20 protein-coding genes and 1 other RNA gene are annotated in these 26,287 nt (G+C 43.6%); 8 read left to right on the forward strand and 13 right to left on the reverse strand.

The window, feature by feature from the left end:
• Positions 1-4: 4 nt before the first annotated feature.
• From EYQ95_RS11400 to EYQ95_RS11415, 4 genes are read right to left on the reverse strand one after another with little or no spacing between them, the layout of a single operon-like run.
• Positions 5-1,774, reverse strand: coding sequence for an AAA family ATPase (locus EYQ95_RS11400; protein WP_165831992.1), 1,770 nt, complete (start codon positions 1,772-1,774; stop codon positions 5-7).
• 10 nt (positions 1,775-1,784) lie between these two features.
• Positions 1,785-4,340 carry an Hsp70 family protein gene (locus EYQ95_RS11405; protein WP_111916086.1) on the reverse strand — a complete coding sequence of 852 codons (2,556 nt, stop codon included), beginning with the start codon at positions 4,338-4,340 and terminating at the stop codon, positions 1,785-1,787.
• 2 nt (positions 4,341-4,342) lie between these two features.
• Positions 4,343-5,500 (reverse strand): hypothetical protein, encoded by a 1,158-nt coding sequence (locus EYQ95_RS11410; RefSeq protein WP_111916087.1) that lies wholly within the window; start codon positions 5,498-5,500, stop codon positions 4,343-4,345.
• A complete protein-coding gene (locus tag EYQ95_RS11415) occupies positions 5,497-7,203 on the reverse strand; it encodes a CFI-box-CTERM domain-containing protein (protein ID WP_111916088.1) in 1,707 nt (568 codons plus the stop codon). Before EYQ95_RS11415 ends, EYQ95_RS11410 begins: the two co-directional genes overlap by 4 nt.
• 381 nt (positions 7,204-7,584) lie before the next feature.
• On the opposite strand from EYQ95_RS11415, the gene EYQ95_RS11420 reads away from it, so the two are divergent.
• Both EYQ95_RS11420 and EYQ95_RS11425 read left to right on the forward strand, forming a co-directional pair.
• Positions 7,585-7,905, forward strand: coding sequence for a hypothetical protein (locus EYQ95_RS11420; RefSeq protein ID WP_111916089.1), 321 nt, complete (start codon positions 7,585-7,587; stop codon positions 7,903-7,905).
• Between the two features lie 168 nt (positions 7,906-8,073).
• On the forward strand, positions 8,074-8,736 hold the full coding sequence (locus tag EYQ95_RS11425) for a hypothetical protein (protein WP_111916090.1): 663 nt from the start codon (positions 8,074-8,076) through the stop codon (positions 8,734-8,736).
• A gap of 490 nt (positions 8,737-9,226) precedes the next feature.
• Here EYQ95_RS11425 and EYQ95_RS11430 read toward each other — a convergent pair whose 3' ends face one another.
• From EYQ95_RS11430 to gcvT, 4 genes are all read right to left on the reverse strand, one after another.
• Positions 9,227-11,770: a toll/interleukin-1 receptor domain-containing protein gene (locus EYQ95_RS11430; RefSeq protein WP_111916238.1), complete on the reverse strand. Its 2,544-nt coding sequence runs from the start codon at positions 11,768-11,770 to the stop codon at positions 9,227-9,229.
• 543 nt (positions 11,771-12,313) lie between these two features.
• The gene (gene gcvP, locus EYQ95_RS11435) at positions 12,314-15,202 is read right to left on the reverse strand and encodes an aminomethyl-transferring glycine dehydrogenase (RefSeq protein WP_207916399.1); all 2,889 of its coding nucleotides are present in this window, start codon (positions 15,200-15,202) and stop codon (positions 12,314-12,316) included.
• A 96-nt stretch (positions 15,203-15,298) separates the two neighbouring features.
• Positions 15,299-15,688, reverse strand: a complete 390-nt coding sequence (gene gcvH, locus EYQ95_RS11440) for a glycine cleavage system protein GcvH (RefSeq protein WP_111916092.1) — start codon at positions 15,686-15,688, stop codon at positions 15,299-15,301.
• A gap of 41 nt (positions 15,689-15,729) precedes the next feature.
• Positions 15,730-16,815 (reverse strand): glycine cleavage system aminomethyltransferase GcvT, encoded by a 1,086-nt coding sequence (gcvT, locus tag EYQ95_RS11445; protein WP_111916093.1) that lies wholly within the window; start codon positions 16,813-16,815, stop codon positions 15,730-15,732.
• 141 nt (positions 16,816-16,956) lie between these two features.
• Here gcvT and EYQ95_RS11450 point away from each other — a divergent pair, with 141 nt between their 5' ends.
• Entirely contained in the window at positions 16,957-17,823 is an 867-nt protein-coding gene (locus tag EYQ95_RS11450; protein WP_111916094.1) for a LysR family transcriptional regulator, read from the forward strand.
• Positions 17,824-17,829: 6 nt separating this feature from the next.
• On the opposite strand, the gene EYQ95_RS11455 is transcribed toward EYQ95_RS11450, so the two are convergent.
• The 3 genes from EYQ95_RS11455 to EYQ95_RS11465 are packed head-to-tail and all read right to left on the reverse strand — an operon-like array spanning position 17,830 to position 20,844.
• Positions 17,830-19,017, reverse strand: a complete 1,188-nt coding sequence (locus EYQ95_RS11455; RefSeq protein WP_111916095.1) for an FAD-dependent oxidoreductase — start codon at positions 19,015-19,017, stop codon at positions 17,830-17,832.
• The gene (locus EYQ95_RS11460; RefSeq protein ID WP_111916096.1) at positions 19,008-20,228 is read right to left on the reverse strand and encodes an FAD-dependent monooxygenase; all 1,221 of its coding nucleotides are present in this window, start codon (positions 20,226-20,228) and stop codon (positions 19,008-19,010) included. Before EYQ95_RS11460 ends, EYQ95_RS11455 begins: the two co-directional genes overlap by 10 nt.
• A 43-nt stretch (positions 20,229-20,271) precedes the next feature.
• On the reverse strand, positions 20,272-20,844 hold the full coding sequence (locus EYQ95_RS11465; protein WP_111916097.1) for a UPF0149 family protein: 573 nt from the start codon (positions 20,842-20,844) through the stop codon (positions 20,272-20,274).
• A gap of 187 nt (positions 20,845-21,031) precedes the next feature.
• On the opposite strand from EYQ95_RS11465, the gene EYQ95_RS11470 reads away from it, so the two are divergent.
• Together EYQ95_RS11470 and ssrS are read left to right on the forward strand one after the other, a co-directional pair.
• A complete protein-coding gene (locus EYQ95_RS11470; protein ID WP_111916098.1) occupies positions 21,032-21,358 on the forward strand; it encodes a cell division protein ZapA in 327 nt (108 codons plus the stop codon).
• 13 nt (positions 21,359-21,371) lie between these two features.
• Positions 21,372-21,555, forward strand: a non-coding RNA gene (gene ssrS, locus EYQ95_RS11475) — 6S RNA.
• Here the strand turns inward: ssrS and EYQ95_RS11480 are convergent.
• Together EYQ95_RS11480 and EYQ95_RS11485 are read right to left on the reverse strand one after the other, a co-directional pair.
• Positions 21,555-22,004: a PH domain-containing protein gene (locus EYQ95_RS11480; RefSeq protein WP_111916099.1), complete on the reverse strand. Its 450-nt coding sequence runs from the start codon at positions 22,002-22,004 to the stop codon at positions 21,555-21,557. The two genes, ssrS and EYQ95_RS11480, sit on opposite strands and share 1 nt — an antisense overlap.
• A 13-nt stretch (positions 22,005-22,017) precedes the next feature.
• Positions 22,018-23,643, reverse strand: coding sequence for an amidohydrolase family protein (locus EYQ95_RS11485; RefSeq protein WP_207916377.1), 1,626 nt, complete (start codon positions 23,641-23,643; stop codon positions 22,018-22,020).
• Between EYQ95_RS11485 and EYQ95_RS11490 the strand changes: the two genes are divergently transcribed.
• The 3 genes from EYQ95_RS11490 (at position 23,632) to serA (ending at position 26,270) form a co-directional block, all read left to right on the forward strand.
• On the forward strand, positions 23,632-24,300 hold the full coding sequence (locus tag EYQ95_RS11490; protein WP_111916101.1) for a 5-formyltetrahydrofolate cyclo-ligase: 669 nt from the start codon (positions 23,632-23,634) through the stop codon (positions 24,298-24,300). The genes EYQ95_RS11485 and EYQ95_RS11490 overlap by 12 nt on opposite strands.
• Before the next feature lie 65 nt (positions 24,301-24,365).
• A complete protein-coding gene (rpiA, locus tag EYQ95_RS11495; RefSeq protein WP_111916102.1) occupies positions 24,366-25,028 on the forward strand; it encodes a ribose-5-phosphate isomerase RpiA in 663 nt (220 codons plus the stop codon).
• Positions 25,029-25,037: 9 nt separating this feature from the next.
• On the forward strand, positions 25,038-26,270 hold the full coding sequence (gene serA, locus EYQ95_RS11500) for a phosphoglycerate dehydrogenase (RefSeq protein WP_111916103.1): 1,233 nt from the start codon (positions 25,038-25,040) through the stop codon (positions 26,268-26,270).
• Positions 26,271-26,287 lie beyond the last annotated feature (17 nt).

The raw sequence follows: 26,287 nt of genomic DNA on the forward strand, positions 1-26,287 counted from the left end.
TTAATTATTGAATAAACCCTATTGGATTACCTGTCGAATCGCCTTTTTCATCTTCGAACTTCTTCCGCAATATTTCATACTTTTTAAGTTCAGCAGATGAAACTGAGGGTTTGTTCCTATCTATCGCATTTAGCACGTGTTCAGTTGTTATCCTTATTTTCTCACTTAACGCATATCTCGACGACTCATCGACCAAAAACTTCAAATCGCTCGATACATATCCGCTCGTGCTTTTTGCAACGTGCTCGTAATCAAAATCCAACTCCACCGGTCGGTCTTTAAGGTAGAGTTTGAACATTTCTAGCCTCGCATCGCAGTCAGGAGGAGGTAGATAAAATATTTTATCTATTCTCCCTGTTCGTAGAATGGCAGGATCAATTCGTTCGGGTCTATTTGTTGCTGCAATAACAAAAATGCCTTTCTCGGCGCAATTAGACATTTGCGCAAGCAGCTCATTTACCGGTGCAGAATGCATTTGATGTAATCCACTTTCTTCTCGCGTGGGCACGATGGCATCTATTTCATCAATAAATATAATCGTCGGGGAGTTTTCGGTCGCTTCTGTAAAAATTCTACCTATGTTTTCCTCTGTTGCATTGATGAAAGAACTTTTTATATCCGACGGCCGTAATTCGAGAAAGTTGAACCCTATTTCCTCTGCGAATTTTTGAGAGATAAATGTTTTTCCGCAGCCAGGTGGACCGTAAAGCAGCATGCCATTAGGTATTGTTAGACCATAACGCTGATAAAGTTCTGGCTCGTTTAATGCGCGAATAACGTCTTGATGAAGTGTATACTTCAGCTGCTCCATCCCCGCAATTGACGAAAATCCCGCACCATTTTTTACTACTCGTTTATTGGTCACACTCTTTAATGTTGAAGACTCAGAGCTCGCCACACGGACTGGCTGTTTCAAAGCACACACAAACTGTTTTAAGGTCTTAAACCTCTCATCAATATTCGGGTGAACAGCTTTCAATATAGTATTCTTGAGGCTTTCATCATAAAACTTCTCGCCACGGGGCAGTATGAAACTTAAATTCTTATCTCGTACCTCGAATAGTTCATCAATGAACCCCGCCGAAAAATAATCATCAGAGGGATACTCGAAGAACCAAGGTGGGACAGCAAAAATCATGTGATAAAGCATCGCACCCAACGAAAATATCTCACTTTGAATTGTATATACACCATTGAAAACCTCGGGAGCTGTGCAAAAAGGATTCAATAGTTTTAGGTCAAATATCTGATTTTCAGAGTTAAAGTAGCGAGCACAGTGAAAAGAGGAAATAACTGGACAAGCTTGTTCTTCCGAATAATCAAGAAAGATATTTTGTATATTCAGGTTGTTATGAATGATCGGCGGAGAGTGCTCATGTAAGTCTCCTACAGCCTTAGCCACCCTCAAAACAATAGACGTTGCAGTGTACTGAGAAAAGGCACCATCACGAGCCATTTTTTCAGACAGGCTTTCACCGCTAACGAATTCGGTTACCAAATAGTGAAATGTTGTGTTGTCTTTTATGACTACACCACTATCGACAAATGAAATAATGCTTCTATGATCTAGCTTTCGTAGAATCTCTGCTTCTAGCAAATCTTGGTTAAAGAAGCTGTGTCTATGCACCTTTGAGCTATTGTAAAGAGCAACAAGTCGGGTAATTTGACTCTCGTCTTTCACCCGGTAAAGCTCGCAGTTCGATGTTCTGTCTAAAAAGAACTCTACTCGATATTTAGAATCAATGAGTTCTCTTTGCCCGAATGTGCTCTTCACATTATTATCCTTAACCAATCAGCTCCGATCCGTCACCCTCGCTGAGCATCGTTTTATCCGCATGTGGTAACAAACTATAGAGTTCAGAGACGATTGGTCTCAATCGCTCTTTGGACGGCGAATCTGTCGCAAGTTGTAGCCCTTTATCAATTAAATTACGTGCTCTGTGAGAATCTGACCATTGAAGCATGTCAAATTCATCGTTAAAGTTGTATAGAAGGCCTATTTCCATTTTAGCGCCTAAACCCTCGTCGGTAATTGCAAAATTCAACCGACGCATATTATCGATAAGTTCGCGTGCAAGTGTGATGTCCTTGTCTCTTATTGCTTCAGGTATTTGATCTTTATATTGAGAAATCAAAGGTTTAGCATTCTGATTATCAAACTCATTATTTGTTTGTTCCAGTTGATAGAATACTGATTTCAATTCATCTTCTACTTTTGGCCATTCACTCTCATCTTGAATCTTCTCAATTTTCTTTATTGCAGATCGTAGTCGATGAAGAACACCCATTTTCCGATCGTAGTCAGACTTTCCTAGCTCGAACTCTTCCTTGATACTATTAAGCTCTGTCTTTAATGCATCCAATTCTTCATAGTTCTGGTAAACACCTTCTTCACAAACTATTTTATGTGACTGTATGGCCTTATTAATCTCAGAACTCAAGTAGTCTGAATCAATCTCACTCTGTGTTGTATTTGTAGGCACGTCAATTTCATGCGTGTAATCTAACGAGGGAAAATAAGCAGATACAGTCATTCGTTCAGATTTATCAATTTTGACTGTTAACTCTACATCACTTCCCTCTGGCAGAAGTTTTGGCAGGTGCTCTCCGGTAATAACTACATCATAAACGTGCTCATTGTGTAATGCTCGAGTACCTTTCGCATTATGCTCTCCTTGGTATAGAGCAATCTTTAAAGAGTCATCAACAACGCCCGGTCGAATTGGCTTTTGCGTTTTTAAACCATTTTTGGTGCCCACTGCTGGTGTGGATTGATTCTTTTCCAGTCCTTTAATTGGATCAAATACTATTTTTCCTGAATCTCGACTCTTAATTTCCACCCCATAATGATAGGGTAAAGTTGCACTTCCGATCTTTGAGCCTTGAATAATTGTGAAGGACTCCGGTTCACAGTCTAATTTGCTTCCTTGCCCGTCACTTACTGACACTGTAAACAGGTTTGCTGAATCAGCTTTCAACGTCACATCGATAACTTCACCACTTTTGCCAACCAACTTTTTACCAGTTGACCATGATCTATCACTGTTGGTAAATTCAATATAAACTTGTTCAGGTACCTCACCATCTATTCTGTCTTCAAGTACTTTTACAGCGACAAACTCCTCTTCTTCAACTGTTGTTGCCTCATAGCTTAAACTTAGTTGTATCTTAGTTCTGTCTCGTTGTGCCTCTTGCAAATCATCAGCAATGTCTACCGTTGATGCGAATAAAGCTGCACCATTAGCAACAACGGTCATTGGATCTACGCTTAGATTGGGTTTAATTAACTGCTCTTCGAGCATCTTTCGAAGAACTGGTGAATATGTGGGGCCCCCAACAAGTAATAATGTATTGAGAGACTTTGTCGATAGATTATTGCGCTCTAGCAGAGCTTTACAAACATCAATAGCCTTCTGGAAAACAGGTCCAACAGCATGTTCCATCATTTCTTGCGTAACAGTAATATCTAGTTCTAACTCTTCACCGTTATCATCTTCACAAGGAATATCACCCAAATCGGATAAAATATTATGAGAGTCACTGAAAGACATTTGGATTTTGGCTTCTTCCGCGTAAAACTTCATTGCTGCCTGCAACGCAACTTTATTCGCCTCGTTTGAAAGAAATTCGTCTAAGTCGTATTCGTCTTGTAGATGAGGTAGGATAATTCTATCAACAATTGCCAAATCCAAGTTCTTTCCGCCCAAATAGTTATCGCCCTCGGTATCTATCACTTTCATGATACCTTCATGAACTTCCACGAGTGCAGCATCAAAAGTACCACCTCCAAAATCAAACACGAGAACTTGACCATCTTTTATTGACGAGGATAAACCATAAGACATCGCTGCGGCGATTGGTTCTTGCAATAGTTCACACTGCGAAATACCTGCTAACTTTGCTGCGCGAAGAGTTGCATCTTTTTGATTACTCGTGAATTTAGCTGGTACAGTAACCACGACTGCTTTTACATCTTCATCAGAAACAAATGACTTCAATGTTTTTAATACTTCAGCTGACAGCTGTTCTGATGAATACTCTTGCCCCATGGACTCAGAGTAGTATTTTTTATCGGTCCCCATCGTGCGCTTGAACTCAATAAACGCATTACTAGCCATAACATTTGGATTTCGTGATGCCTTTAATTTATCTCTCTTTAATGCACTATATGCAGAATCACCTATTTGGATGGACCTTTTCTTATTAAAGAATACACAAGATGGCATCGTATCTTTAAGAGTATCTGTCTTAATGATTATTGGCTTACCTTCCTCAATTCTGCTAATAGCCGAATTTGTTGTACCCAGATCTATTCCGTAATCAATTTTGTTTCTGGCCATTATTATTCCCCTGTACTTACTTCAACTTGGGCTGTTTGTATCATCTGCCCTTTAAAGTTAATTTGCGGCTTTATTATCTTGGTAATTACCTGTTCATTTGGTAAGAGGTTCTCATCTTGTACAAAAGTAGCTAACACGTTCATGCGCTCATCATAGGGTTTGTCCAACATCTCAACAATCTCATAGCCATTGGCAGCGAAGTTATCCTGAATCCTATTTATTGAGGCCATTAACTGCTTAAGCCCTTTTGTTTTCGAGTCCATCTTAGCGGCATTTTTTTCAATTCGGACTATTTCATCTGCCACTTTCAACGCCAATGTATGATCTTCCTCATCTTTTTTGTTTGAGGCCAAACTAGATGTTACTTTCTCCAACATATCAGAAGCATTTTTGTCAGTTGCTAGAATATTTGTTTCAATTTCATTGAAACGCTCTAACATTTTTTGTTGTATCGACGCTCTTCTTCTCTGAAGATATATTCCGAAGTAAATAAACAAGGAGGCAAGGATCACAAAAACGATACAAATGGCAATCGCCAAGTACCTCAGATAATCATTTACCAGAGCAATCGAAGTTGACGATTCAATAGATAACTGCTCAAGATTTGCATTGGTATCCTTATTTTGCTCCTCAAGGCTATCTATCATCTCATTTGTTTGCTCCTTAGAACTGTGTATGCGCTCATTCAGATCATTGGTATTGCCTTCAAGCTCTGCGTTTGTGTTTTCCTGTTGAATCTGCAGACTTACAATTTGCTGTTCCATATAGGCTCTATTAGCATCAAGCGCTGCGTTCAAGTTATTGAGACCAGTCTCTATTTCATCTTTCTTGGTCGTAAGTTGATTTAAACTCACCATCAGCCGATCAAGCACGCTTACTTGATCTTCAATCAACGTCCTATTTTCAATTTGCTCCGCTCTAGTGTTTTCTAATTCCGTGACTGCGTTAGCGATTAATTCTTCCAAACATATTAGTTGCTCGGACGCAGCTTGATTTACCAGCAACAACTGCTCAACTGAGGCGTCCGTATCATGTAAATCACGCTCATCAATGTCTTTTGTGATCTGGCCAACAATCTCACTATCGAAGGTACACTCTTGGCCTATGGCTTGTGAACTCAAAGAAGCGAATATCAGGATTAAAAATGTAGTAGCTTTCACTTTTCGATAACCTTTATTAATTTGTCGAGAATACCCCTAATCTTTTCATTGATTATGGGATGGCCGGCCAACCGAGATACCAAATGAGGAGAGACTGCATAATAAATTTTTATGAACAATCTACCCGTAAAACTCGCTTTGAGAACGTTATCTCTATAACGCCTAAGTGCTTTGACTTTTGGATGATCATAGCTCCCGTAAGCCATGGTCGCTATGTAACAGCCACCACTATTTTTACGTTTTATAGCCTCTAGATCCAAAACGATACTGCTTATAGTTCTTAAATTTACTTTTACCCTAGACGCCATATCTGGTGAGCAGCTTATACTAGCTAGTTGCTTTGTTAAATTGCGAGCCTGCGTGACTATTTTCAGCATTTTATCCAGACCATAACTTCTTGCGTTTTGCTGCGCGCCATTTACAACTTCGATAAGTGCATTTAATGCGCAATTAACAATCCCATCACTAAGCATTATGTAGGCATCATTGTCGTCTCCTATCTCAGCTCTTATCGCATCCAGCTCTGGACGACATGCTTGTATAAAATCACTCACTGCATTAATCGAGGATTTACTATTAAAAGCCTCTAACTCTTTAGTAAGCCTAGCGACATATGGTTCGACGTCACGTAAAAGTTCCTCTTGCTCTCTTTCTTCTTCCCTTTCCTGCATCATTTTTTCAAGCGTTTGACGACTATCTTCGAGTCGATTATTCGTCTGGCCAGAAGGACTTAGCTTGTGCGCTAGTTCCAGAACACCCAAAGCCTTCTTGTGTGCATCAGGATTTCCATTTTTTGATTGCGAATTAAAATAACTGATACTGCATTCTATTATTTCATCCGCAAGACTGTTCACTAATAGTTGGTATTTCAAATTACCTGAGTTAACCATACTGCTAATCGTGCTAAGCCTGTCTTTAGTATTGTTAAATAGCTTTTTTCCTAAACGGTCTGCTTTAAGAGGAGTTTGTTTTCGCTCATCTTCACAACGTTCAATCTGAGATTGTATATCTCGTATTGGTTCTTTGACTTGCTCATCTAATACTTTTCTTTGAATATCTGAGGGAAATTCCGTAAATAATTTAATGAGTTCGAACTTTTCGATCCCATTTGGATTACCAGTCAAATTATTTAACCAGCTCACTGTTTCATCAACAAATTCAGCAGTTAACCTTTCTGTATTAAGGTATTCAGACTTAATATGGAGTAATGATGGTAATTTTGATAAAGCCTGACTTTGTAGTAACCGACCTTTCAAATTAAGTCCTTCAGCCAGTTTTTCTTTGTCAACATGACCGTCATCAACAGAGAGAGCTAGGAGTAGCGTAGATAAATTTAGGTACGATGAAAGATTCGCTTCAGTTACTTCAGCCTTTAATCTGGTCCTCCATATATCGATTGCTGAATCAATCTCGTTATCCGCCAATTTGCTATGCGCAATTTCATCGAATGGAGTATCAACTACAAACCAAAACAAAGCGTGATGAAGCTTTTCATAGTTTTGTTCTAAAAGTGCGGTAGCCTGTAAGATTATTTCGGGTGAACGATCGACGCTATTCAATAGTGAGTAATCAGTTTGAAAATCAACCGACTTCCCAACCTCTAAAAAACGTTTTAATTTTGCAACTTGCTTTTGAAGATCTCTTTCACTCGAATTGGCGAACAAACCAAGAACTCGGAAGGGGTTTTCATGAACAATATCCAAGCGCGGTCTCCTTGATGTGTTTTTCTTGAATTCCTGTTTCTCAAAATGAATAAAAGCCCTAGCTCATTGGCCTATAAAAACAAACTATAACAAATGGCTTATATATGTTAACCCATACAATACCGGATATTGATAGCATCCTTTGCATCTTATTTTCTGCAAGCATCCAGCTTGTCAATATAAATGGCATTAGAACAAGGATATAGGCTTAGAACTTTACATAGTTTCATTGGAAAGGCAAATATTAACTCAGACTAAAAGTGTTTGACTTTTATAGCTAACGCTCTTAGAAATAGTTAATTTTAAGTAGAAAAGTAACAGTTAATTAACCTCGAAGACTTGCCGTGCGTCTTAGTTTTAACGATTTAGGGGAGAATGCCGATGGAATCTAAAATAATTCTAGGGCTACTAATGGGCTTCTTTGCGGGTAGTGCTTCTAAAGCTATCTTAACCGCAAATACTAACCCAGCGTTAGCTCCTGTAAACAGAGGCTGGTTCAATATTTCCACGAGTGCAACTCCGGTTATAACAATAATCTGGATCATATCGACTTTCGTAACCTATCCTGCAAAATATGGTTTTTTTGCGATCGGAGAAGTTGTGATTGGCGCAATCATAGCCGGTGTTATTTCACCCCATTCAAGAATTTTCGTAGCACAAGTTGCGTTGCCTGCAAGCATAATTTCATGGGTAACCCTTTGAAACGTTTAGGGTGTGCTGCTTACTCAATAATTGAATATCGAGATGTCTAAAGTCAAAATTAGTTAGTCGCTATTAATTAAAAGTGTTCTATTCGTATTGAAAGCTTAGAAAAGCTACCAATTGATAATCCAGAGCTACTTACCGGTAACAGATTATAAGGAACGACCAATGCTTTTCAGTAAGATTTTAAAGCCGCAATTTTTAGATTTTTCACTGACAATTCCTGCAGTGCTTTTAGGTGTGTTTTTGTTTTTGTTTAGCCCTAGCGCCCAAAGCAGCTCAACAGTGGTAAGCCTCGTTGATGCATTACAATCTGGGCAGGTCTCTATTGAGAGATTAAGTGGAAATGGTAGTTCTAGTGGTTCGTCGATCTCTGGCACCCTAAGAAATAATACGAATCAAGCGCTTAGAATAGGAACTAATATAAACCCAGCTTTATATTTGGAAAACTCTAATCCTTCAAATCAAAATATGATTGCTTTTCAAATCTATTTACGGGGCGGCGGTTACTACCGAGCGAATGGTCAGAATTTTATAGAGCTGGCCTCTAACAGAAGCACTTCCATTACCCTCATTGCATATTGCGCCGATTTTGAAAAAGGTAATCCGACCTATTCAGATTCCTTTGCAGTGAAATACGTGCCACAGAACTTAAGCTCTTTGGCTAATAAGATTGCTAGATACAAGCGCAACAATCCTAATCACGATACTACGGTACCGGCTCAGGTCGCTTTGTGGTTGGGACAAGGTGTACCTATTTCTGAAATAAAAGAAATGTTTTCCTTTAACGAACAAGATGAGCAAGTAGCTCGAATGATTCTTAACTACTAAATCCTGTAGAGCACAGCACTCTAATCTTGATATTGTTGATTTAAGAGTTTTCCTCTTATAAACAAACACCTCGGTATTTTTGGTTTGTTTATCTAACTAAGAGGTGACTATTGAGTTAATGTCTACTCAAGTTAACCAAATCTATACTCGTTTACTTGTTGTTCACTAGCAGGATCTATGGATAGCAAATTCAAGCTTCGGAATAAAAACATAACCTTGTCGAGATTCATCATTATAAAAAGCCCGCACAAGGCGGGCTTCACTATTAAACGTCTTATTTACCGCAAACGATTTATTTACTCCCAGTAAACGACTTATATACTGAAAACATAAAGCTCGTGTTCTCATGAAATAAGTCGTTTAATGGGAGTCCAGTTAAAGCAAATGCCTTAATACACTCGTATCTTAAATAAGATGTTTAAAGTTACGTTAGTAGACCCATTTAGAATCCACCGTTCAAGTCATCACCTTAGTAACGCTAAAAACTGAATTATCCCTTCCCTCGTTTATTACTGTCGAATAGTCTCTGTCTTTTCACAGGTAGGCCAAAGAGCTCTTCAAGTCTCTGCTTCTCTTTATAATCTGTGGGGAACATATAAACATGCTGAACGACAATCTCTTTCAAGATATGCTGACATACAGGATTGCTTTTTAATTTCAAATTGGTGCGTTCGAGCTCAACAAAATCAATATTCCTATTAAATTGAAGGTCTATCGCCTGCTTTATTAACGTTATTGCTGGTGAGTCAGATTTTTGCTCTAGCTCAACATATATTTCATAAGCCTCCCTAGAGCCTACAGATGACGCAATTTTCCGAACCACACCATTTATCACGCTATACACCAGATGGTAGTACGCCTTTTTCGCTTGATCTTCAAGCTCTGAGTTTGATATGTCCGACGACTCACTTAACAATGATAATACTATATTTATCACCTCCGTCTTGGTGCTATCGGAGATTGATATGAAATAGTCCAAAAATCTTAATCCTGTAGAGGTTCCATTTTCAGCTAGCGTTAATAAAATCGACTTTTCAAGAGTCGCATGGCGACTCTTCAAAATCTGTCCAGATATTTCCATTCCTTTAAATGTTTTATTAATACTTACAAGAATGTCAGAGGGTACGTCGTCATTCTCACGTTCATCATCTGCATTCTCACGGCTAAGCTTATCTAACCTCTTATTTCTCTCATCTCTTGATTCTTGGATACTCTTTGTTTGTATTATCAATTGAGGTATTTGACTTAGAAAATCATCCATGAAAGATAATTGCTCATTATTTAATTTAGATTCAGTTTGTTCCTTAAATAACCCACTCAATACATTGTTTATTTCATCAGTGACCCATTTTTCTTTTGAATGATGAGTAATGAACACGAGAATATTCGAGTAATCCTCCCGGTGAAAACCTGCAAGTAGCTTCTCGAATGCATCTTTCACTTCAGGTTTTGTTTGATACCCCTCTGCGATTTTTTTTGCGGTAAAAAAATAATAAATGTAGGGGTACGAGAAAGACAAAAGTCCATCGCTTTCCTTTAGAATTGGCACATGACTCAGAGTTGCTATCAACCTATTACCATCAACCTGCATGAATGTATTATTGTACTGCTTGAAAAATTCTTCTTTGAAATGCAGGTTTAACGGCCCCTCATTAGAAAATATTGTCCAAGCTAATTCAGTCAGGAAATTCATGTACTTTTCAATTTCAGCACTCTTTACCTTTGCTTTTTCTAAATCTTGGTATATGAGTTTCTGATAACAATGTCCGTGCGATGTCATATCCAAGTTTTGCTTCGTACTTGCCTCATGCATCTGCATTAACATCAGAATGTATATTGGCTTTGGAGGTAGTATATTCTTTCTTATTATAGAATTAAGATAAGCGCTGATTTCTTCACACCTCTTATATAGCTCTTTATCCTCAATAGTTTCCTCTTGCCCAAGAGATATCCACTTTCTTGCTATTTCCTCACGTTTATAGTGTCCTAACCCTTGGATTTCTGCTTCTTTATATTCCGCAAGATAGGTTATGTCCGACGCCATGAGACTGTATGATTCGTGAGCCGTAATTACTACCCAATCGCAATACTCCTCTACACTCTCGAGAAATCGATTTAATCCTTTTCTATTAAGCCCATTTTCATCTAGATTATCTATTAAAAGAATAACCTCAAAGTCCTGTGATTTGTTTAAATCAAGGTTTTCATATTGTGAATTTAGAGCCTTTTCAAGCATTTTATTTAGGTCGGAGCTCTTTAGGTTTTTAACATCAATGTAGATCGGAACAATACTACCAAGAAGAGCTTCTTTGTATATTGCTTTCAGTAAAGTGGTTTTTCCTTGCTGCTCCTCTCCTGTAATGAAATATCGTCCTTTTTGGCTCACTAACTTTTTTGAATCGATTATCTCGATATCTTTCACATCTTGGTCTAGAAGGAGGTCAGGCCAAACGAATATATGCGACAACTTCACTAAGTCAACGTGTCTGTGTGAAAACGATATCTCAGTGGAGTTCAACCAATCTAGGGTACTATTAGAAACCTTAATATCATTTGACAAGTCAAGCTGGCTTTGCACAGGCACAGTATTTGGAACAAAGTCTGCGAGCACTCGCCTGAGTCTTTGAGTTACGTCGACCCATGCTTCGTCCTGATTTTCCCATTTAGTTATAGCTAGAGCATCTTTAGGAAACGCTTGGAACTTTGAAAGTTGGGAGGCCTGCCAATCCACAGGTCTTATGATAATAGGAATTAGCCTTCCCGTACCTTCCTCCTCTTTCTCAATTGCTCTTGCTACTTCAACGTCCATGCAGTAATCCGATGCAAGAAATTTTGAACTAATTAGGAAGAGTATTATGTCTGCGCTGTCTAGGTTTTTATCAATCTCATTCTTCCAGTTATCACCCCCATCAATCTTCCTGTCATGCCAGACTGAAATTAGATTATCTCTTTTCAACATGGCGAGATGGTCTTCGAGCTCTTGCCTGAATGGTTCATCTATGTGTGAGTAACTGATAAAAACTTTTTGTGTCATTCTATCTTTCCCTAACTGAATCATTTGCATCAGGCTCTAATCGCCTAATGAATTATCCCTAAACATTAGAATAAATAAGGGGATTTTTGATTTAGTATTTTAAGTTTTTTTACGGTATCGGTGTCTTCTTCCTATCTCATATACAACCTTAAAGCCAACATCTATCGATGACAACCGAAACTTATACGGCTATTTAATAGATGATAGTTAAAAACTCGTAACATGCCTTTAGCTTGAGACGCTCTTACATCACATAAGTTGTATTAAAGTGGTTCTTCACTCTCCAAATTAAAACTTGTGAAAAGTTGGTTTCTCGACAATCTCCGCTTTTTTTCTACAAATTTTTCTGCTCCTCATTTCGAGGTCGAGAGATCACAATTCAAGGATTAGCCCTATCTTTTGGCTGGCCAAGTGTACTTCAAGTACATACAAGTGTAAGTTTCGCATGCGGTACTGACGAAATGGCTAACCTGTAATAAAAAAGCCCGCACAAGGCGGACTTCAGCTTTTAAACGACTTATTTCATGGGAACAGCTCGCTCGATTAACGATAAGCACTCAACGGAGGGCATGAACAAATCAAGTTACGGTCGCCAAATACGTCGTCAATACGGTTCACACTTGGCCAGAACTTGTGTCCACGAATCCACTCTGCAGGGTATGCAGCTTCTTCACGGCTGTAAGCACGGTTCCACTCAGCATTCACAATGTCGTTAAGCGTATGCGGAGCGTGAACCAATGGGTTGTCTTCCAAAGTCCACTCGCCGTCTTCAATGCGCTTAATTTCTTGGCGAATGCTGATCATCGCGTCTACAAAGCGGTCGAGTTCCGCTTTAGCTTCCGACTCAGTAGGCTCAACCATTAGCGTACCCGCAACCGGGAAGCTCATTGTTGGTGAGTGGAAACCATAGTCTTGCAAACGCTTCGCAATGTCGATTTCCGCAATGCCAGTTGCGTCTTTTAACGGGCGCAAGTCGATAATACATTCGTGCGCAACACGGTCGTTACGGCCACGATATAGAATCGGATAATGCGGCTCTAGGCGCTTCGCAATGTAGTTAGCGTTCAAAATAGCCACTTCAGTTGCTTCGCGAAGTCCACGGCTACCCATCATGGCAATGTACATCCAAGAAATTGGAAGAATGCTCGCGCTACCATAAGGTGCTGCAGAAACCGCAGAGTTACCTTTTACTAGCCCTTCTGCGTCCATAGAAACGTGACCCGGTAAGAACGGTGCCAAGTGGCTCTTCACACCGATTGGGCCCATACCAGGACCGCCACCGCCGTGTGGAATACAGAACGTTTTGTGTAGGTTTAAGTGAGAAACGTCAGAACCAATATAACCCGGCGACGTTACACCCACTTGCGCGTTCATGTTCGCGCCGTCCATGTATACCTGACCACCGTTTTCATGCACGATGTCACAGATTTCTTTGATCTTCTCTTCGTAAACACCGTGCGTAGACGGGTAAGTCACCATTGCACACGCGAGGTTGTCTTTCACGCTTGAAGCTTTCTCACGAAGATCTTCAATGTCTACGTTACCTTTGTCGTCGCACGCCACAACCACAACTTTCATACCTGCCATTTGCGCAGAAGCTGGGTTAGTACCGTGAGCAGACTCAGGAATCAAACAGATATTACGATGCCCTTCACCACGGCTTTCATGGTAGTAGTGAATAGCTAGCAAGCCTGCGTACTCACCTTGCGCACCAGAGTTCGGCTGCATCGACATTTCGTCGTAGCCAGTAATGTCTAGCAACCAGTCACTTAGCGTGCCGATCATCTCAGCATAACCTTGCGCCTGCTCTAATGGGCAGAACGGGTGCAGTTGAGCAAACTCAGGCCAAGTTACCGGAATCATTTCTGCAGTCGCGTTCAATTTCATGGTACAAGAGCCCAATGAAATCATGCTGTGGTTCAAGGCTAAGTCGCGGCCTTCAAGCTGGCGAATATAACGCAGCATTTCAGTTTCTGAGTGGTACTGGTTAAACACCTCGTGCGTTAAGAAGTCGCTAGTACGCTCAAGTTCTTTCGCAAGCGGTTCCATGCCCTGAGCTTTACCGTCTAGGTTAGCCAATTCCATGTCGTGGCCTTCACCGAACACAGCATTCAACAATGCCATAAAGTCGTGGCGAGTTTTCGCTTCGTCGAAGCTCACCGTTAAGGTGTCTTCTTTGTCGATGCGTAGGTTAATTTTCGCTACTTTCGCGCGCGCTAAAATACCGCTACGCGTAGTCGAGTCTACTCTGAAAGTAATCGTGTCGAACCAGTTAGAATTTTCTACTTCGAAATTATGCTCTTTTAGCGCCGCTGCAAACATGGTGGTGAAGCGTTGAATACGCTGAGCAATGGTCGTTAAGCCTTTCGGACCATGGTAAACGGCATAGAAAGAAGCCATGTTCGCCAATAGTACCTGTGCGGTACAAATGTTTGACGTCGCTTTTTCACGGCGAATATGCTGCTCGCGCGTTTGCATGGCCATGCGAAGTGCGGTGTTGTCGTTGGTGTCTTTAGAAACACCAATAATGCGGCCAGGTAATGAACGCTTAAACTTCTCGCGAGTTGCAAAGAATGCCGCGTGTGGTCCGCCGTAGCCCATAGGAACACCGAAGCGCTGTGCAGAACCGAATACCATGTCTGCACCCATTTCACCCGGTGACTTACATAGCACCAAGCTCATCAGGTCAGTAGCAACACCCACAATACCTTTTTTCGCCTGAACTTCTGCAATCACGTCGGTTAGGTCAAGCACATCACCGTTGTCGGCTGGGCTTTGTAGCAATGCACCGAATACGTCGTGCTTGCCAGCTTCTTGCCAAGGACCTGTGATAATTTCAAAACCAAACATGTCTGCACGTGCGCGCACCACATCAATGGTTTGAGGGAATACGTTGTCGGCAACGAAGAATGCGTTCGACTTCGACTTGCTCACACGCTGTGCCATCGCCATGGCTTCGGCTGCTGCAGTGGCTTCATCAAGCAATGACGCACTGGCGATTTCCATACCGGTTAAATCGATAGTCATTTGCTGGAAATTCAAAATAGCTTGCAAACGGCCTTGTGCGATTTCTGGCTGATAAGGCGTGTACGCCGTGTACCAACCTGGATTCTCAAGTACGTTACGCAGAATCACATTAGGTGTAACGGTGTCGTAGTAACCCGCACCAATGTAGCTTGTGAACACTTCGTTCTTTTGCGCGATTTTCTTCAACTTCGCCAAAGCTTCAGTTTCAGACATTGGCTCGCCTACCGACAGGAACGGCTGACGCAAGATAGAACCAGGAACGGTTTGCGCAGTCATTTCTTCAAGTGAAGGCGCACCCACCACTTCTAGCATTTCTTTCTGCTCAGCGGTGTCTGGGCCAATGTGGCGGTAGATAAAATCGTCGTGCTGTTCAAGCTGATTCAGCGATTTACTGCTCATGAAAATACCTATTAAATTCTAGAACTCTGTTCGGTAGTTCTTTAAAAACACGGAAGTCGAACAAAAAGACCCCGGCGATACCGGGGCCTTTGTGATTGTGGCTTATTCGTCTGCGATTGACTCGCTGTAGCCGTCTGCGTCGAGCAAGTTTGCAAGCTCGCCTGCATCTTCAATTTTAAGTTTAAATAACCAGCCGTCGCCGTATGGGTCGCTGTTTACTGTTTCAGGAGAGTCTTCTAACTCTTCGTTCACAGCAATAATTTCGCCACCTACAGGTGCGTAAATGTCTGAAGCAGCTTTTACAGACTCTGCTACTGCGCAGTCGTCGCCTGCTGCAACCGTGTCACCCACTTCTGGTAACTCAACAAACACCATGTCGCCAAGAAGTTCTTGTGCGTGTTCGCTAATGCCAACGGTGTAAACGCCGTCACCTTCGTCACGGATCCACTCGTGGGTAGACGCATATTTTAACTCTGTAGGTACCTGACTCATTGTTATGTCCTTCAAATATTTCAGTAAAATCTGACTAATTGTTAAAGTTCGACGACCGCTTTACCGTTTCTTACGAAACTTGGCTTCGTGACCTTAACTGTAACCATTTTTTTGCGCATTTCCACCTGTGCAGTTTCACCTACTGGTTGAGGTACACGCGCCATTGCCACACTCACACCCAATGTAGGTGAGAATGTGCCTGAAGTAATCACGCCTTCGCCGCCGTCTACAATCACTTTCAAGCCTGCACGAAGCACACCTTTTTCAGTCATCACCAAGCCAACTAATTTTTCAGTGCCTTGCGCTTTTGCAGCTTCTAGGGCTTTACGACCAATGAAATCACGGTCTGTTGGCTCAAGTGCAACACTCCAGCCCATGTTTGCTGCTAGCGGAGAAACCGACTCGTCCATGTCTTGGCCGTATAAGTTCATGCCAGCTTCTAGACGAAGTGTGTCACGCGCGCCCAAACCTGCGGGTTGAACGCCAGCTTCTTTAAGCTTGTTCCATACGTTCACAACTTCTGCCACAGGAACGATAATTTCGTAACCTGCTTCGCCAGTGTAACCTGTGGTTGCAACGAATACGTCGCCGTACTGTGCACCAAAGAAAGGCTTCATTTCAGAAATTGTTGCGTGGTCTTCTGCAGACACAATCGCTTTAATCTTGTCTTGTGCTTCTGGGCCTTGTAACGCAATCATGCCGAACTCAGTGCGTTCGGTCACTTGTACGTCGAATTCGCCAGTTTGCTGCTGCAACCAAGCCATGTCGCGGTCACGCGTAGCAGAGTTTACAACCACACGGTAAGACTCGTCGTTGAAGTGATAAGTAATCAGGTCGTCAATCACACCGCCTTGTTCATTGAGCATTGCGCTATAAAGTGCTTTGCCCGGCGCTTTCAACTTCTCAACGTCGTTCGCAAGCAAACGGCGCAAGTATGCTTTCGCTTCTGGGCCAGTTACGTCGACAATGGTCATGTGAGAAACGTCGAACATACCTACAGCTTTACGAACCGCATGGTGCTCTTCAATTTGCGAACCGTAATTAAGCGGCATGTCCCAACCGTGGAAATCAACCATTTTCGCGCCAGCTTCAATGTGCGCTTCGTACAATGCAGTGCGTTGTGCCATAACAAATACTCGGGTTGTGATTTAATGCGGCACATTATAGAAGTCTGAGCCTTGCGCAACAAATTAAAAAGACAAATTAAGTTATTAATTTTTGTTATACTCAACCCTTAGGCATTGAGTTTTCTTATATTTGGCAAGCTTATGAAACACTTATCTTTAGACGCACTGCGCGCATTTGTTAGCGTGTACGACTTACAAAGCTACACCAAGGCCGCCGAACGCATGAGCCGTTCCCAGCCAGCCATTAGCTTGCAAATAAAACGTCTAGAAGAAACGTTAGACCAGTCTTTATTCACCAAAGACGGTTCCAGTATCAAACTCACCATTGCCGGACAAGAGCTTTACCAAGGTGCTGTAGCACTGCTTAGCCAACACGATCAGCTGGTTAGTCGCTTTAATACCGAACAAGTTGCTGGGCAGGTGCGGTTAGGCATTCCCAGTGAATTCGCCACCGCCCTTTTGCCCAGAATTCTGGGTCAATTTGCCAGTACCTACCCGCAAATCACGTTGGAAGTCACTTCTGCATTAAGCCGTGATCTTCGCTTAGGGGCTAGCCGCGGAAGCTTCGACATTATCCTCACTGTTGCAGAACAGGCTCCAGAAAATGCCATTAAAGTAAAAGAAGACGAATTGGTTTGGGTCACCGGTCGTGCCGATGCCTCTTATGCTACACCGGTACCTTTGGTTTTGGCTTCTGAGGGCTGTATTTATCGGCGCAGAACCCTACAAGCATTAAATGGTTCGGAAATACCGCACCGCATTACATACACCAACAACGACCTAACCGGTATTTCTAGTGCGTTACGATCAGGGTTGGGTTTTACGGTATTGGCGAAAAGCTCGGTACCACCAGAACTGTTTGAAGTAAAACGCGCAGATAAAAGTCAAAACTTACCCGAGCTTGGAAAAATCAATATTTTCTTAGAGCGCCACGGACAAAAACAAAACGCGGCGGCGGAACATTTACAAAGCTACTTGCACGAATTTTTAAGCGCACAAACGCCTTAAAGCTTCTTAAAACTCGTTGGCTTGCTTTAAAAAAAAGGCTTTTACTTTGTCCAAACGCTGAGTCGCGGAAAGACCAAGGCTTCGAATGAATCGCACAGCTGGGTGCTGCTCTGTGAAAAGACGATGAAAACCTTCCATAGTGGCAATTTGTTTCACGGCTGCAGTTTTTCTAGCACGCTCGTAATGTCGCAAGCTCTTCTGCAGTTTCGCAGCGTCCCAAGCCCCATTTAACGACCCTAGGGTTAACAGCTGTTCGGCGAGATACCATGCGTCGCCTAAGCCTAAATTCGCACCTTGTCCTGCTAACGGGTGAATAGTGTGGGCTGCGTCGCCAGCAAGAACCATTCTGCCTTTCACCCACTGTTCGGCGTACTGCATTTTCAAAGGAAACGCCGCAGGTTTCATAGCTTGCTTGAGAAGCCCTAGTCTACCACCAGCCGCAGCGGTTACGGCTTGGTCAAACGCTTGTGGCTCTTGCTCCAATAAAGCCTTGGCTTCAAGAGTCGGTAAACTCCACACAATAGACACTTCATTTGGGTTCGCCATAGGTAATAATGCCAAAGGCCCACCTTGCAAGAACATCTGCCTTGCACTGCCTTCGTGCGGGTATTCGGTGGTTAATGTAGTGACTACACCAAGTTGTTCGTAGTCTCGAAATGAGGTTTCAACATTCATGGTCGCCCGAACTTGTGATTTACCGCCGTCCGCAGCCACCAACAGTTGTCCCAGAAAATGACGACCGTCTTCACTTTGCACATGAACGTCGTCTTCACTTTCTTCGATTTGCTCGATCACCACGCCCGTTTCAAGCTGCACGCCGAGAGCTTCAGCTTTTTGCCAAAGCGCAGCTTCAATAACGGCGTTTTCAACAATGCAGCCCAAGTTTGGTTTGTCGACCGACGCAGCGGAAAACTGTATATCGGCACCAGAACTGTCGTCCCACACCTGCATACGCTGAAAGTAGCCTAGCTTTTCAGGCGGCAACAAAGACCAAACGCCAAGTTGTTCTAACCAGGTTTGCGAAGCTTCGTTCAGCGCGCTCACTCTTAACGTGGGTTGATCGGGCATGGCTTTAGGTTCTGTTGCGCGTTCCAGTAACGCAACCTTTTTACCTTTACTAGCGAGCGCCAGGGCTAGCGACACACCCACCATGCCACCACCGACAACAATAACTTGGGTTTTTGTTAATCCCATCGGCTGCGCTCCGTTTCAAAACCCATAGCTTTGCTCGCCACTGCATTCCGTAAAGTGCTACATAAACGCATCGACTTTAAACCAACCCGTCGACCATAACTGGCAATAGGATCGGTAGAGGAAAACAAATGCACCACACTGTCGGTAAAGCCCACTACATTTTTATAGTCTGCTTTTCTAGCTTTTTGGTAACTTTCCAAAACTGTATTTGCGCCAGCATCTTCTGCATAACGAAGCCGCTCTGCCAAAGCTAATACGTCGCGAACACCTAAGTTATAACCTTGTCCGGCAACTGGATGCAGGGTATGGCACGCGTTACCAATAAGTGCCCAACGGTAACCACAGAAGCGATCTACGGTAATTTTACGAAGCGGAAAAGCAGCCAAGCGTTCAACATGCTTTATTGAGCCTGCACGCCCACCTAATAGCGACGTAGCTGCGCGTATAAAGTCTTGTTCCGGTAACTCCATAAGCTTTTGTACACTTTGCCAAGTGCCACACCACACCATCGAGTAGCGTCGAGAGCCTAGAGGAAGTAACGCCATTGGACCTTCTGGTGTAAACCTTTCGTACGCCACCTGGCCATGCGCTTTGACCATATCAACTTCGGCGGCAATCGCCATTTGCTGGTAGTCGTAAATATTTTCCTGCACACCCAAAAGGTCGCGCATTTGCGAAGCACTGCCGTCGCAACTTAACAGCAACTGGGCTTCAATGGTTTCTTGTTCGTTCACTTTTAAAGCAACACATGCAGCTGTACCTGAAATATTCGTCACCGAAGACTGGTAGCGAATTTCCACACCAAGTTCTTTGCGCTTTTCGTCTAGCGCTTTCATCGCTTGCGCTGCGGGTATCACAAAACCTAACGGCTCTTCACCATGCTCTGCACTTTCCAGCTTGTTACTTCCCGGACCAGTTGCGTCGCTAATGTGAATAGTTTCAATGGCATGCTCGGTAATATTGGGTAGGAACTGTTCTAGAAGTTGCCACACGCCGTATTGCTTAAGAGCCCAAACCGTACGACGAGAGAGCGCAATGGCTCTAGGATCTTTAGTCGGGTCGTCTTCTTTTCGTGTATCTAGCAGTAACACGTCAAAGTCTGGGCGGGTTTGCTTCAATACCACCGCAGCCAGCATGCCAACAAGACCCGCGCCCGCCAATACAATGCGGTTGGAACTTATTTTACCTTGCTGGGCATTTGGGGTGGTCATCGAATCACTGCACTCTTTGTTCAGCTTGTTCAGCGTTTAGCAATTAATGAATGGTGTTGCTCGAAGGCGGCGTAGGATTAGCAACTTGCCCTAGCTCGTTAAAGCACATAATTGCCGTAATACGTACATATTCTGAAACTTCATAGAACGCGCGCTCGTCTTCTTCGTCGCCTTCCATTTCAGGCGAAAGCTTGGCAATTTCAGCCATATCTTCAATACCTTCGCGTAGTTCATTAGACGCAGCTTTAAGGTTTTGCTGATTCACACCAAAACCCACCAAGAAACACTGGGTCCATTCAGCCAGCGCCTTTAAGCGCTCTGAAAGCAATTCTTCGTCGCCAGGAACTAATAATTGAAAGTTTAATTCTGCACTGGCAAGGTCTTCACGAATTTTACGCCCTAGAGTTTCTAGGCGTTCATTCATTTGTGCAGAGAAAGCTTGCCCCTCGTGAGCGAGGTCTGCAACTACATTCAACCAATCAGACTGCTGAACCTGTTGGCCACTTGCCATTAAGCCTGTAAGCATGCCGTGGAGCTCTGCCGCGCTGGTAATCATACCTTCGCGCTCTAACCATTGATTCCACGTTTCAAATAATTTCGAAATAGGCTCTGCCATTCGTTTCACCTGTGCAGTCTGTTCTTTCTGTGTATTTTCAGCGCCTATCCTACCACTTGCTACGCCATGGAACTACTATTCGCCACCTGCTTTTATAAAATGTAAAGCAGTGCAGATATGTTGCATAAATTCAGTGGTATCGCTATGCTTCGGGCTCTACAGAAGGATTTTCTTCAGAGGAATATAAATGAGCGGTCAAATTGTTGAGATTAACCTGCTAGAGCGAAACTATCGTGTTATGTGTCCAGACGGGCAAGAAAGTGCATTGCGCGAGGCAGCAAGACAACTCGACGAACGCTTGAACGAAACACGTTCTGCTACCAAGCTAACCAACATTGAGCAAATTGCAGTAATGACAGCGCTAAACTTATGCCACGAGTGGATGCAAGAGCGCGCAGAACAGTCTGAGAAAATGATTGCCTTAGAAGACAAGGTTGCCCTTTTACAAGCGACCATAAAAAAAGCAATCGGTGAGCCTGAAGACAAATCGCCCTCAAAAACCACTTCCAAATAAGTTACAATAGAATTGCTTCCTGGGGTGTTCGCCAGCACGTGGATGTCCCTGAGCCGATGCTTTTTTATTAGGGTCCTACTTGTGTGCCAGTGTGCATGCCCAGAATTTGCCGGGAAGCCTGCGGTACATAACTTAGCACCCGCCTTGAACCAATGGGTTCAAGGGCTAACACCGAGCAGCGGCACCTTGGGAAGTCTTATACTTCGTCTTCGTCGAGCTGTCCTTCAAAGTCGTCTTCCTGACCTAAACCCAAATTAAACACGAATGTGTATTTGTCGGTAGGAGAAACCCGAAGAATTTTTGTTTGCCCTGTTTTCGAATCGACATAATGAATGAGCAGTTTGTCACGCGAGAGCGCCGGACCAGGCATAATCGTCGTTTTTGGCTCTACTTTCTTAATATCCGCAAGAGCCACGCGGTATCGTAGCGGCCCACAACTGGCTTCTAGGTTTTCACCCGTAATACGGTAACGCGTACCGAGCGCAATCCATGCAGGCCACACAATGGTGATTAAGCTTAATAAAAAGCCAATCAGAAGTTGCCCCACCAATAAAAACAACCCCACAAACACAAACCCGAACATGGGTATGGTCATCAGCACTAATAAATAGAGCGGGTCAACTTTACTGGGATGCAGCTTGTCCATTTTCTAATGTCCTCTAGTCTTCTGCGCTTGCGCGCTCTGCTTGTTCCGCGTCTACCATGCTGCGAACATCGGCAAGCAATTCAGAAACGTCGTAAACAATGCCGTTAGCAATAGTGTAGCGAATACCTTCGGTGCGGTAAGGCTCGTTATTTTCATTCAAACGATAATGCCCAGTACCGAACAACACCTTAAAGTTTTCTAGCGGGTTCTCGTTCACGATAACTAAATCGGCGATTTTACCGGCACGAATACTACCAATATCTTCGTCTAAGCCTAACGCTTCAGCGCCATTTAATGTTGCCGATTGAATAACTTCTAACGGATGAAATCCCGCTTCTCTAAGAAGCTCCAACTCTTGAATATATCCGAAACCGTAAATTTTATAGATGTAGCCAGCGTCTGAACCTACAGTGACTCGCCCACCGTGATTTTTGAAGTCGTTTAAAAAGTCCATCCATAAACGGAAGTTTTCGCGCCACGCCACTTCATTTTCAGTGGTCCAGTCAAACCAGTAAGACCCATGGGCATAACGCGAAGGTGTAAAGAAATCCCACAAACGCGGTAGCGTATATTCTTCATGCCAATCGGCATTGCGTTGTGCCATTAAATTTCGGCTAGCTTCGTAAATAGTCATAGTGGGGTTAATCGTAAAATCTAGCTCGATAAGTTCGTCTCGAACAGCGTTCCACTTCTCACTCCCAGGAGCCGCTGCTTGCGCCCACAATCGTCCCGCTTCGCTAAAGCGGTCTTGCTCATTCTGATAATTATAGTTTGTAGGGTAATCTTGAATAACGCGATCAGTGAATAATGCTTCCGGCAAGCCATACCAATGCTCCATAGAACCAAGCCCCATGCGGGCAGAGTCGATAACATTAGTGCGCACTACGTTAAGTTGCGCATGGTGCATCATAGTTCCGATATCTTGCTGCTGCGCTTCATCTAAAGCCGCTTCGATAACACGCGGTGTTGCTCCGAAGAATTTAATACCTTTCGCACCTTCATCAGCAATATGACGCACCCATTGGCGAGCTTCGTCTGGCGTAATTATGGCTTCGTCCCACTCCATGCCAAAACCTAAATAAGGAATAATACGTGGTGAAGCAATAGTGCCCTGCTCTGCCAACCGAGCGTGCTCCATAGTCCAGTCTAAACCACGAAAGCTGCCCGGCTCACGAACAGTAGTAATGCCGTGTGCCAACCACAACTTCAATACGTATTCTGCCGGAATGCCTTGTGCGCTGCCCCCCAAATGGCCATGCATGTCCACGAACCCCGGTAAAATATATTGCCCTGTTACGTCAATTTCTCGGTCGTTCGGTCCAGCTTCAGGCCTTCTATTCTCTCGAACAGGAACCCCGGGGTAACCCACAACAGCAACTTGGATAATACGGTTACCTTCTATCACTATGTCGACAGGACCCAAAGGCGGTGCACCTTCCCCGTCAATGACAATGCCACCACGAAGAATTAAGCGCTCATAAGGTCCTTCACCGCGCTCACGTTCACTGGCAATAGGCTCTTGAGCACATGCAGAAACACTAAAAAGTGCAGCAATAAGAAAAAGCAGACTGATGAAGCGCATCTTGTTATCCTTTTTGAAAATTTGTGGCAAATCGAATAGCAAAGAGTGTCGCAGCATGTTGACTTTGAAGCAAATAAACTAGCCGCAACAGTTGGGTTTTTTATGGAAATGTTTCTTTCAAACGAAGTTATAGAAGCGCGAAATACGCTTCGCCAGCAAATGCGTGCAACCAGACGCCATTTACCTACTTCGGAACAAGAGCAGGCGTCTATTGCTGTGTGTCAGCAACTGATAGACCTTCCAGAATATCAACAAGCTCAGTCGGTGGGCGCTTATCTTGCCGCATTTGGCGAGCTCGATATCCATTCACTCATAAGCACTAGCTGGAGTCAGCATAAGAATGTTGCGGTACCCGTCATTGACCCACAAGTTCAGGGCATGATGGAATTTTTCGAGCTTCGCGAAAACTCGGCCATGCAAGTAAACCAGTTCGGTTTATCAGAACCTTGTCCAACGCAAAACAGCAAAGTTGCACCAGAACACATTGAACTGCTTTGCGTTCCACTGGTTGCATTCGACACAACAGGACAGAGGTTAGGTATGGGGGGTGGCTACTACGATCGCCTGCTCTCGCGTTGGCAAAACGGCACGTTGGGCAACCTATATCCCGTAGGCATAGCGCACGACTGTCAGTTCGTCGACAGCTTACCCTCTGCCCCTTGGGACGTTCCTTTACCCATGATTATTACCCCCTCAAAAACATGGCGGTTCTAACACTTATCGGTATAATAGAGAGCCGTTGATGATTCGAATTTATCCCCCTCAAACAACGGTGACCCATGACAAATCAAGATGCCGCAAAGCGCCAAGCAGCAGAAGCTGCCATTGAATTCATTGAAGAAGGAAGCATTGTCGGTGTCGGAACCGGCTCAACTGTAAACTACTTCATCGACGCGCTCGCCGAATTGAAGTTCGACATTGAAGGCGCAGTTTCAAGCTCTGAAGCGTCAACCGAGCGGTTAAAAAAGCATGGCATTCCTGTTTATGACTTAAATGGCGTAGGACCTTTTAGTGTTTATGTGGATGGCGCCGACGAAATTAATCGTCACCTACAAATGATTAAAGGCGGCGGTGCAGCTTTAACGCGCGAAAAAATCGTAGCTGCCTGTGCCAAAAAATTCGTCTGTATTGCCGACAGCAGCAAGTTAGTGGATGTGTTAGGCACTTTCCCTTTGCCCATCGAAGTCATTCCAATGGCACGCTCTCATGTAGCTCGTGAACTTGTGAAATTAGGTGGCGACCCTGTTTACCGCGAAGGTGTCACTACAGACAACGGTAATGTCATTCTGGATATTCACCACTTGAATATCGAAAAGCCTGAAGAATTAGAGCAAGCGATCAATAATATTACTGGTGTTGTTACCAATGGCTTGTTTGCAATGCGCCACGCAGACATTGCGCTATTGAGTGACGGAACCCAAGTCCAAAAACTAACCCGATAGGAAAACGCCATGCCGCCGGTGTACTCGCTGCAAAAAGACAAGATTAAAATTCTCTTACTCGAGGGCGTTCACCCCAGTGCAGTAGAGTGTTTTGAGCAACAGGGCTACTCAGAAATTGAAGAGCACGCCACAGCAATGAATGAAGACGAGCTGATGGAGCGCATTGGTGAGTTTCATTTCATTGGTATTCGTTCGCGTACGCAGCTTTCTAGAAAAGTATTAGAGAAGGCGACACGCCTAAATGCTATAGGATGCTTCTGCATCGGCACGAACCAAGTCGACACCCAAGCGGCTCGAGAGTTTGGCATTCCGGTATTTAACGCACCATTTTCCAATACCCGCAGCGTTGCCGAGTTGGTGCTTTCAGAAATTATTATGTTGCTTCGAAAAGTACCTGAAAAGAATATGGCATGTCATAACGGTGGCTGGTTAAAAACGGCGAAAGGCGCACATGAGGCACGGGGCAAAACATTGGGTATTGTGGGCTATGGCCACATTGGTACACAGCTCAGTATTCTTGCTGAGCAATTGGGCATGCGCGTGGTTTACTTCGATATAGAAACCAAGCTTGCCCTGGGTAATGCCACGCCCATGAAAAGTATGAAGCAGTTGCTACATACCAGCGACATTGTCACGCTACACGTTCCCGAAACGCCGCAAACTAAGTTGCTTATAAAAGACAAAGAGCTAGCGTCTATGAAACCGGGAGCTTCGCTGATTAACGCTTCGCGCGGAACAGTGGTCGATCTTGAGGCTTTAGCCGAACACGTGAAGTCTGGTCACATTGCAGGCGCTGCCATCGACGTATTTCCGGTAGAGCCGAAGAATAACCAAGAAGAATTCTTGTCGCCGCTTCGCGGTTTAAGCCAAGTTATTCTTACACCGCACGTAGGTGGCTCGACCCAAGAAGCTCAAGAGAATATCGGCACAGAAGTCGCCCTGAAGCTCATTAAATATTCAGACAACGGTTCCACACTGTCGGCGGTAAACTTCCCTGAAGTTTCATTACCAGTGCAACAAAACTACAGCCGTATTTTGCACACGCACCACAACCAGCCCGGTGTGATGAACCGCATTAACCAAGTGTTTGCCGATCTTAATGTGAACATTGCCAGTCAGTACTTACAAACCGACAACGAGCTAGGTTACGTGGTTATGGACGTGGACAGCGATCAAGCTGAGAGCTTACTTGAAGCTTTGAAGCAAATTCCAGGCACCATTCGTGCTCGCGTGTTGCATTAATTTTCCAAGGTAAGTTG

The sequence above is a fragment of the Lysobacter sp. N42 genome (assembly GCF_004344885.1).

Bases quoted from the DNA above. Each gene is read 5' to 3' on its own strand.
- EYQ95_RS11405 (WP_111916086.1), bottom strand. From the start codon at position 4,340: ATGGCCAGAAACAAAATTGATTACGGAATAGATCTGGGTACAACAAAT.
- EYQ95_RS11420 (WP_111916089.1), top strand. From the start codon at position 7,585: ATGGAATCTAAAATAATTCTAGGGCTACTAATGGGCTTCTTTGCGGGT.
- EYQ95_RS11425 (WP_111916090.1), top strand. From the start codon at position 8,074: ATGCTTTTCAGTAAGATTTTAAAGCCGCAATTTTTAGATTTTTCACTG.
- EYQ95_RS11430 (WP_111916238.1), bottom strand. From the start codon at position 11,770: ATGACACAAAAAGTTTTTATCAGTTACTCACACATAGATGAACCATTC.
- gcvH (WP_111916092.1), bottom strand. From the start codon at position 15,688: ATGAGTCAGGTACCTACAGAGTTAAAATATGCGTCTACCCACGAGTGG.
- gcvT (WP_111916093.1), bottom strand. From the start codon at position 16,815: ATGGCACAACGCACTGCATTGTACGAAGCGCACATTGAAGCTGGCGCG.
- EYQ95_RS11450 (WP_111916094.1), top strand. From the start codon at position 16,957: ATGAAACACTTATCTTTAGACGCACTGCGCGCATTTGTTAGCGTGTAC.
- EYQ95_RS11455 (WP_111916095.1), bottom strand. From the start codon at position 19,017: ATGGGATTAACAAAAACCCAAGTTATTGTTGTCGGTGGTGGCATGGTG.
- EYQ95_RS11460 (WP_111916096.1), bottom strand. From the start codon at position 20,228: ATGACCACCCCAAATGCCCAGCAAGGTAAAATAAGTTCCAACCGCATT.
- EYQ95_RS11465 (WP_111916097.1), bottom strand. From the start codon at position 20,844: ATGGCAGAGCCTATTTCGAAATTATTTGAAACGTGGAATCAATGGTTA.
- EYQ95_RS11470 (WP_111916098.1), top strand. From the start codon at position 21,032: ATGAGCGGTCAAATTGTTGAGATTAACCTGCTAGAGCGAAACTATCGT.
- EYQ95_RS11480 (WP_111916099.1), bottom strand. From the start codon at position 22,004: ATGGACAAGCTGCATCCCAGTAAAGTTGACCCGCTCTATTTATTAGTG.
- EYQ95_RS11485 (WP_207916377.1), bottom strand. From the start codon at position 23,643: ATGCTGCGACACTCTTTGCTATTCGATTTGCCACAAATTTTCAAAAAG.
- rpiA (WP_111916102.1), top strand. From the start codon at position 24,366: ATGACAAATCAAGATGCCGCAAAGCGCCAAGCAGCAGAAGCTGCCATT.
- serA (WP_111916103.1), top strand. From the start codon at position 25,038: ATGCCGCCGGTGTACTCGCTGCAAAAAGACAAGATTAAAATTCTCTTA.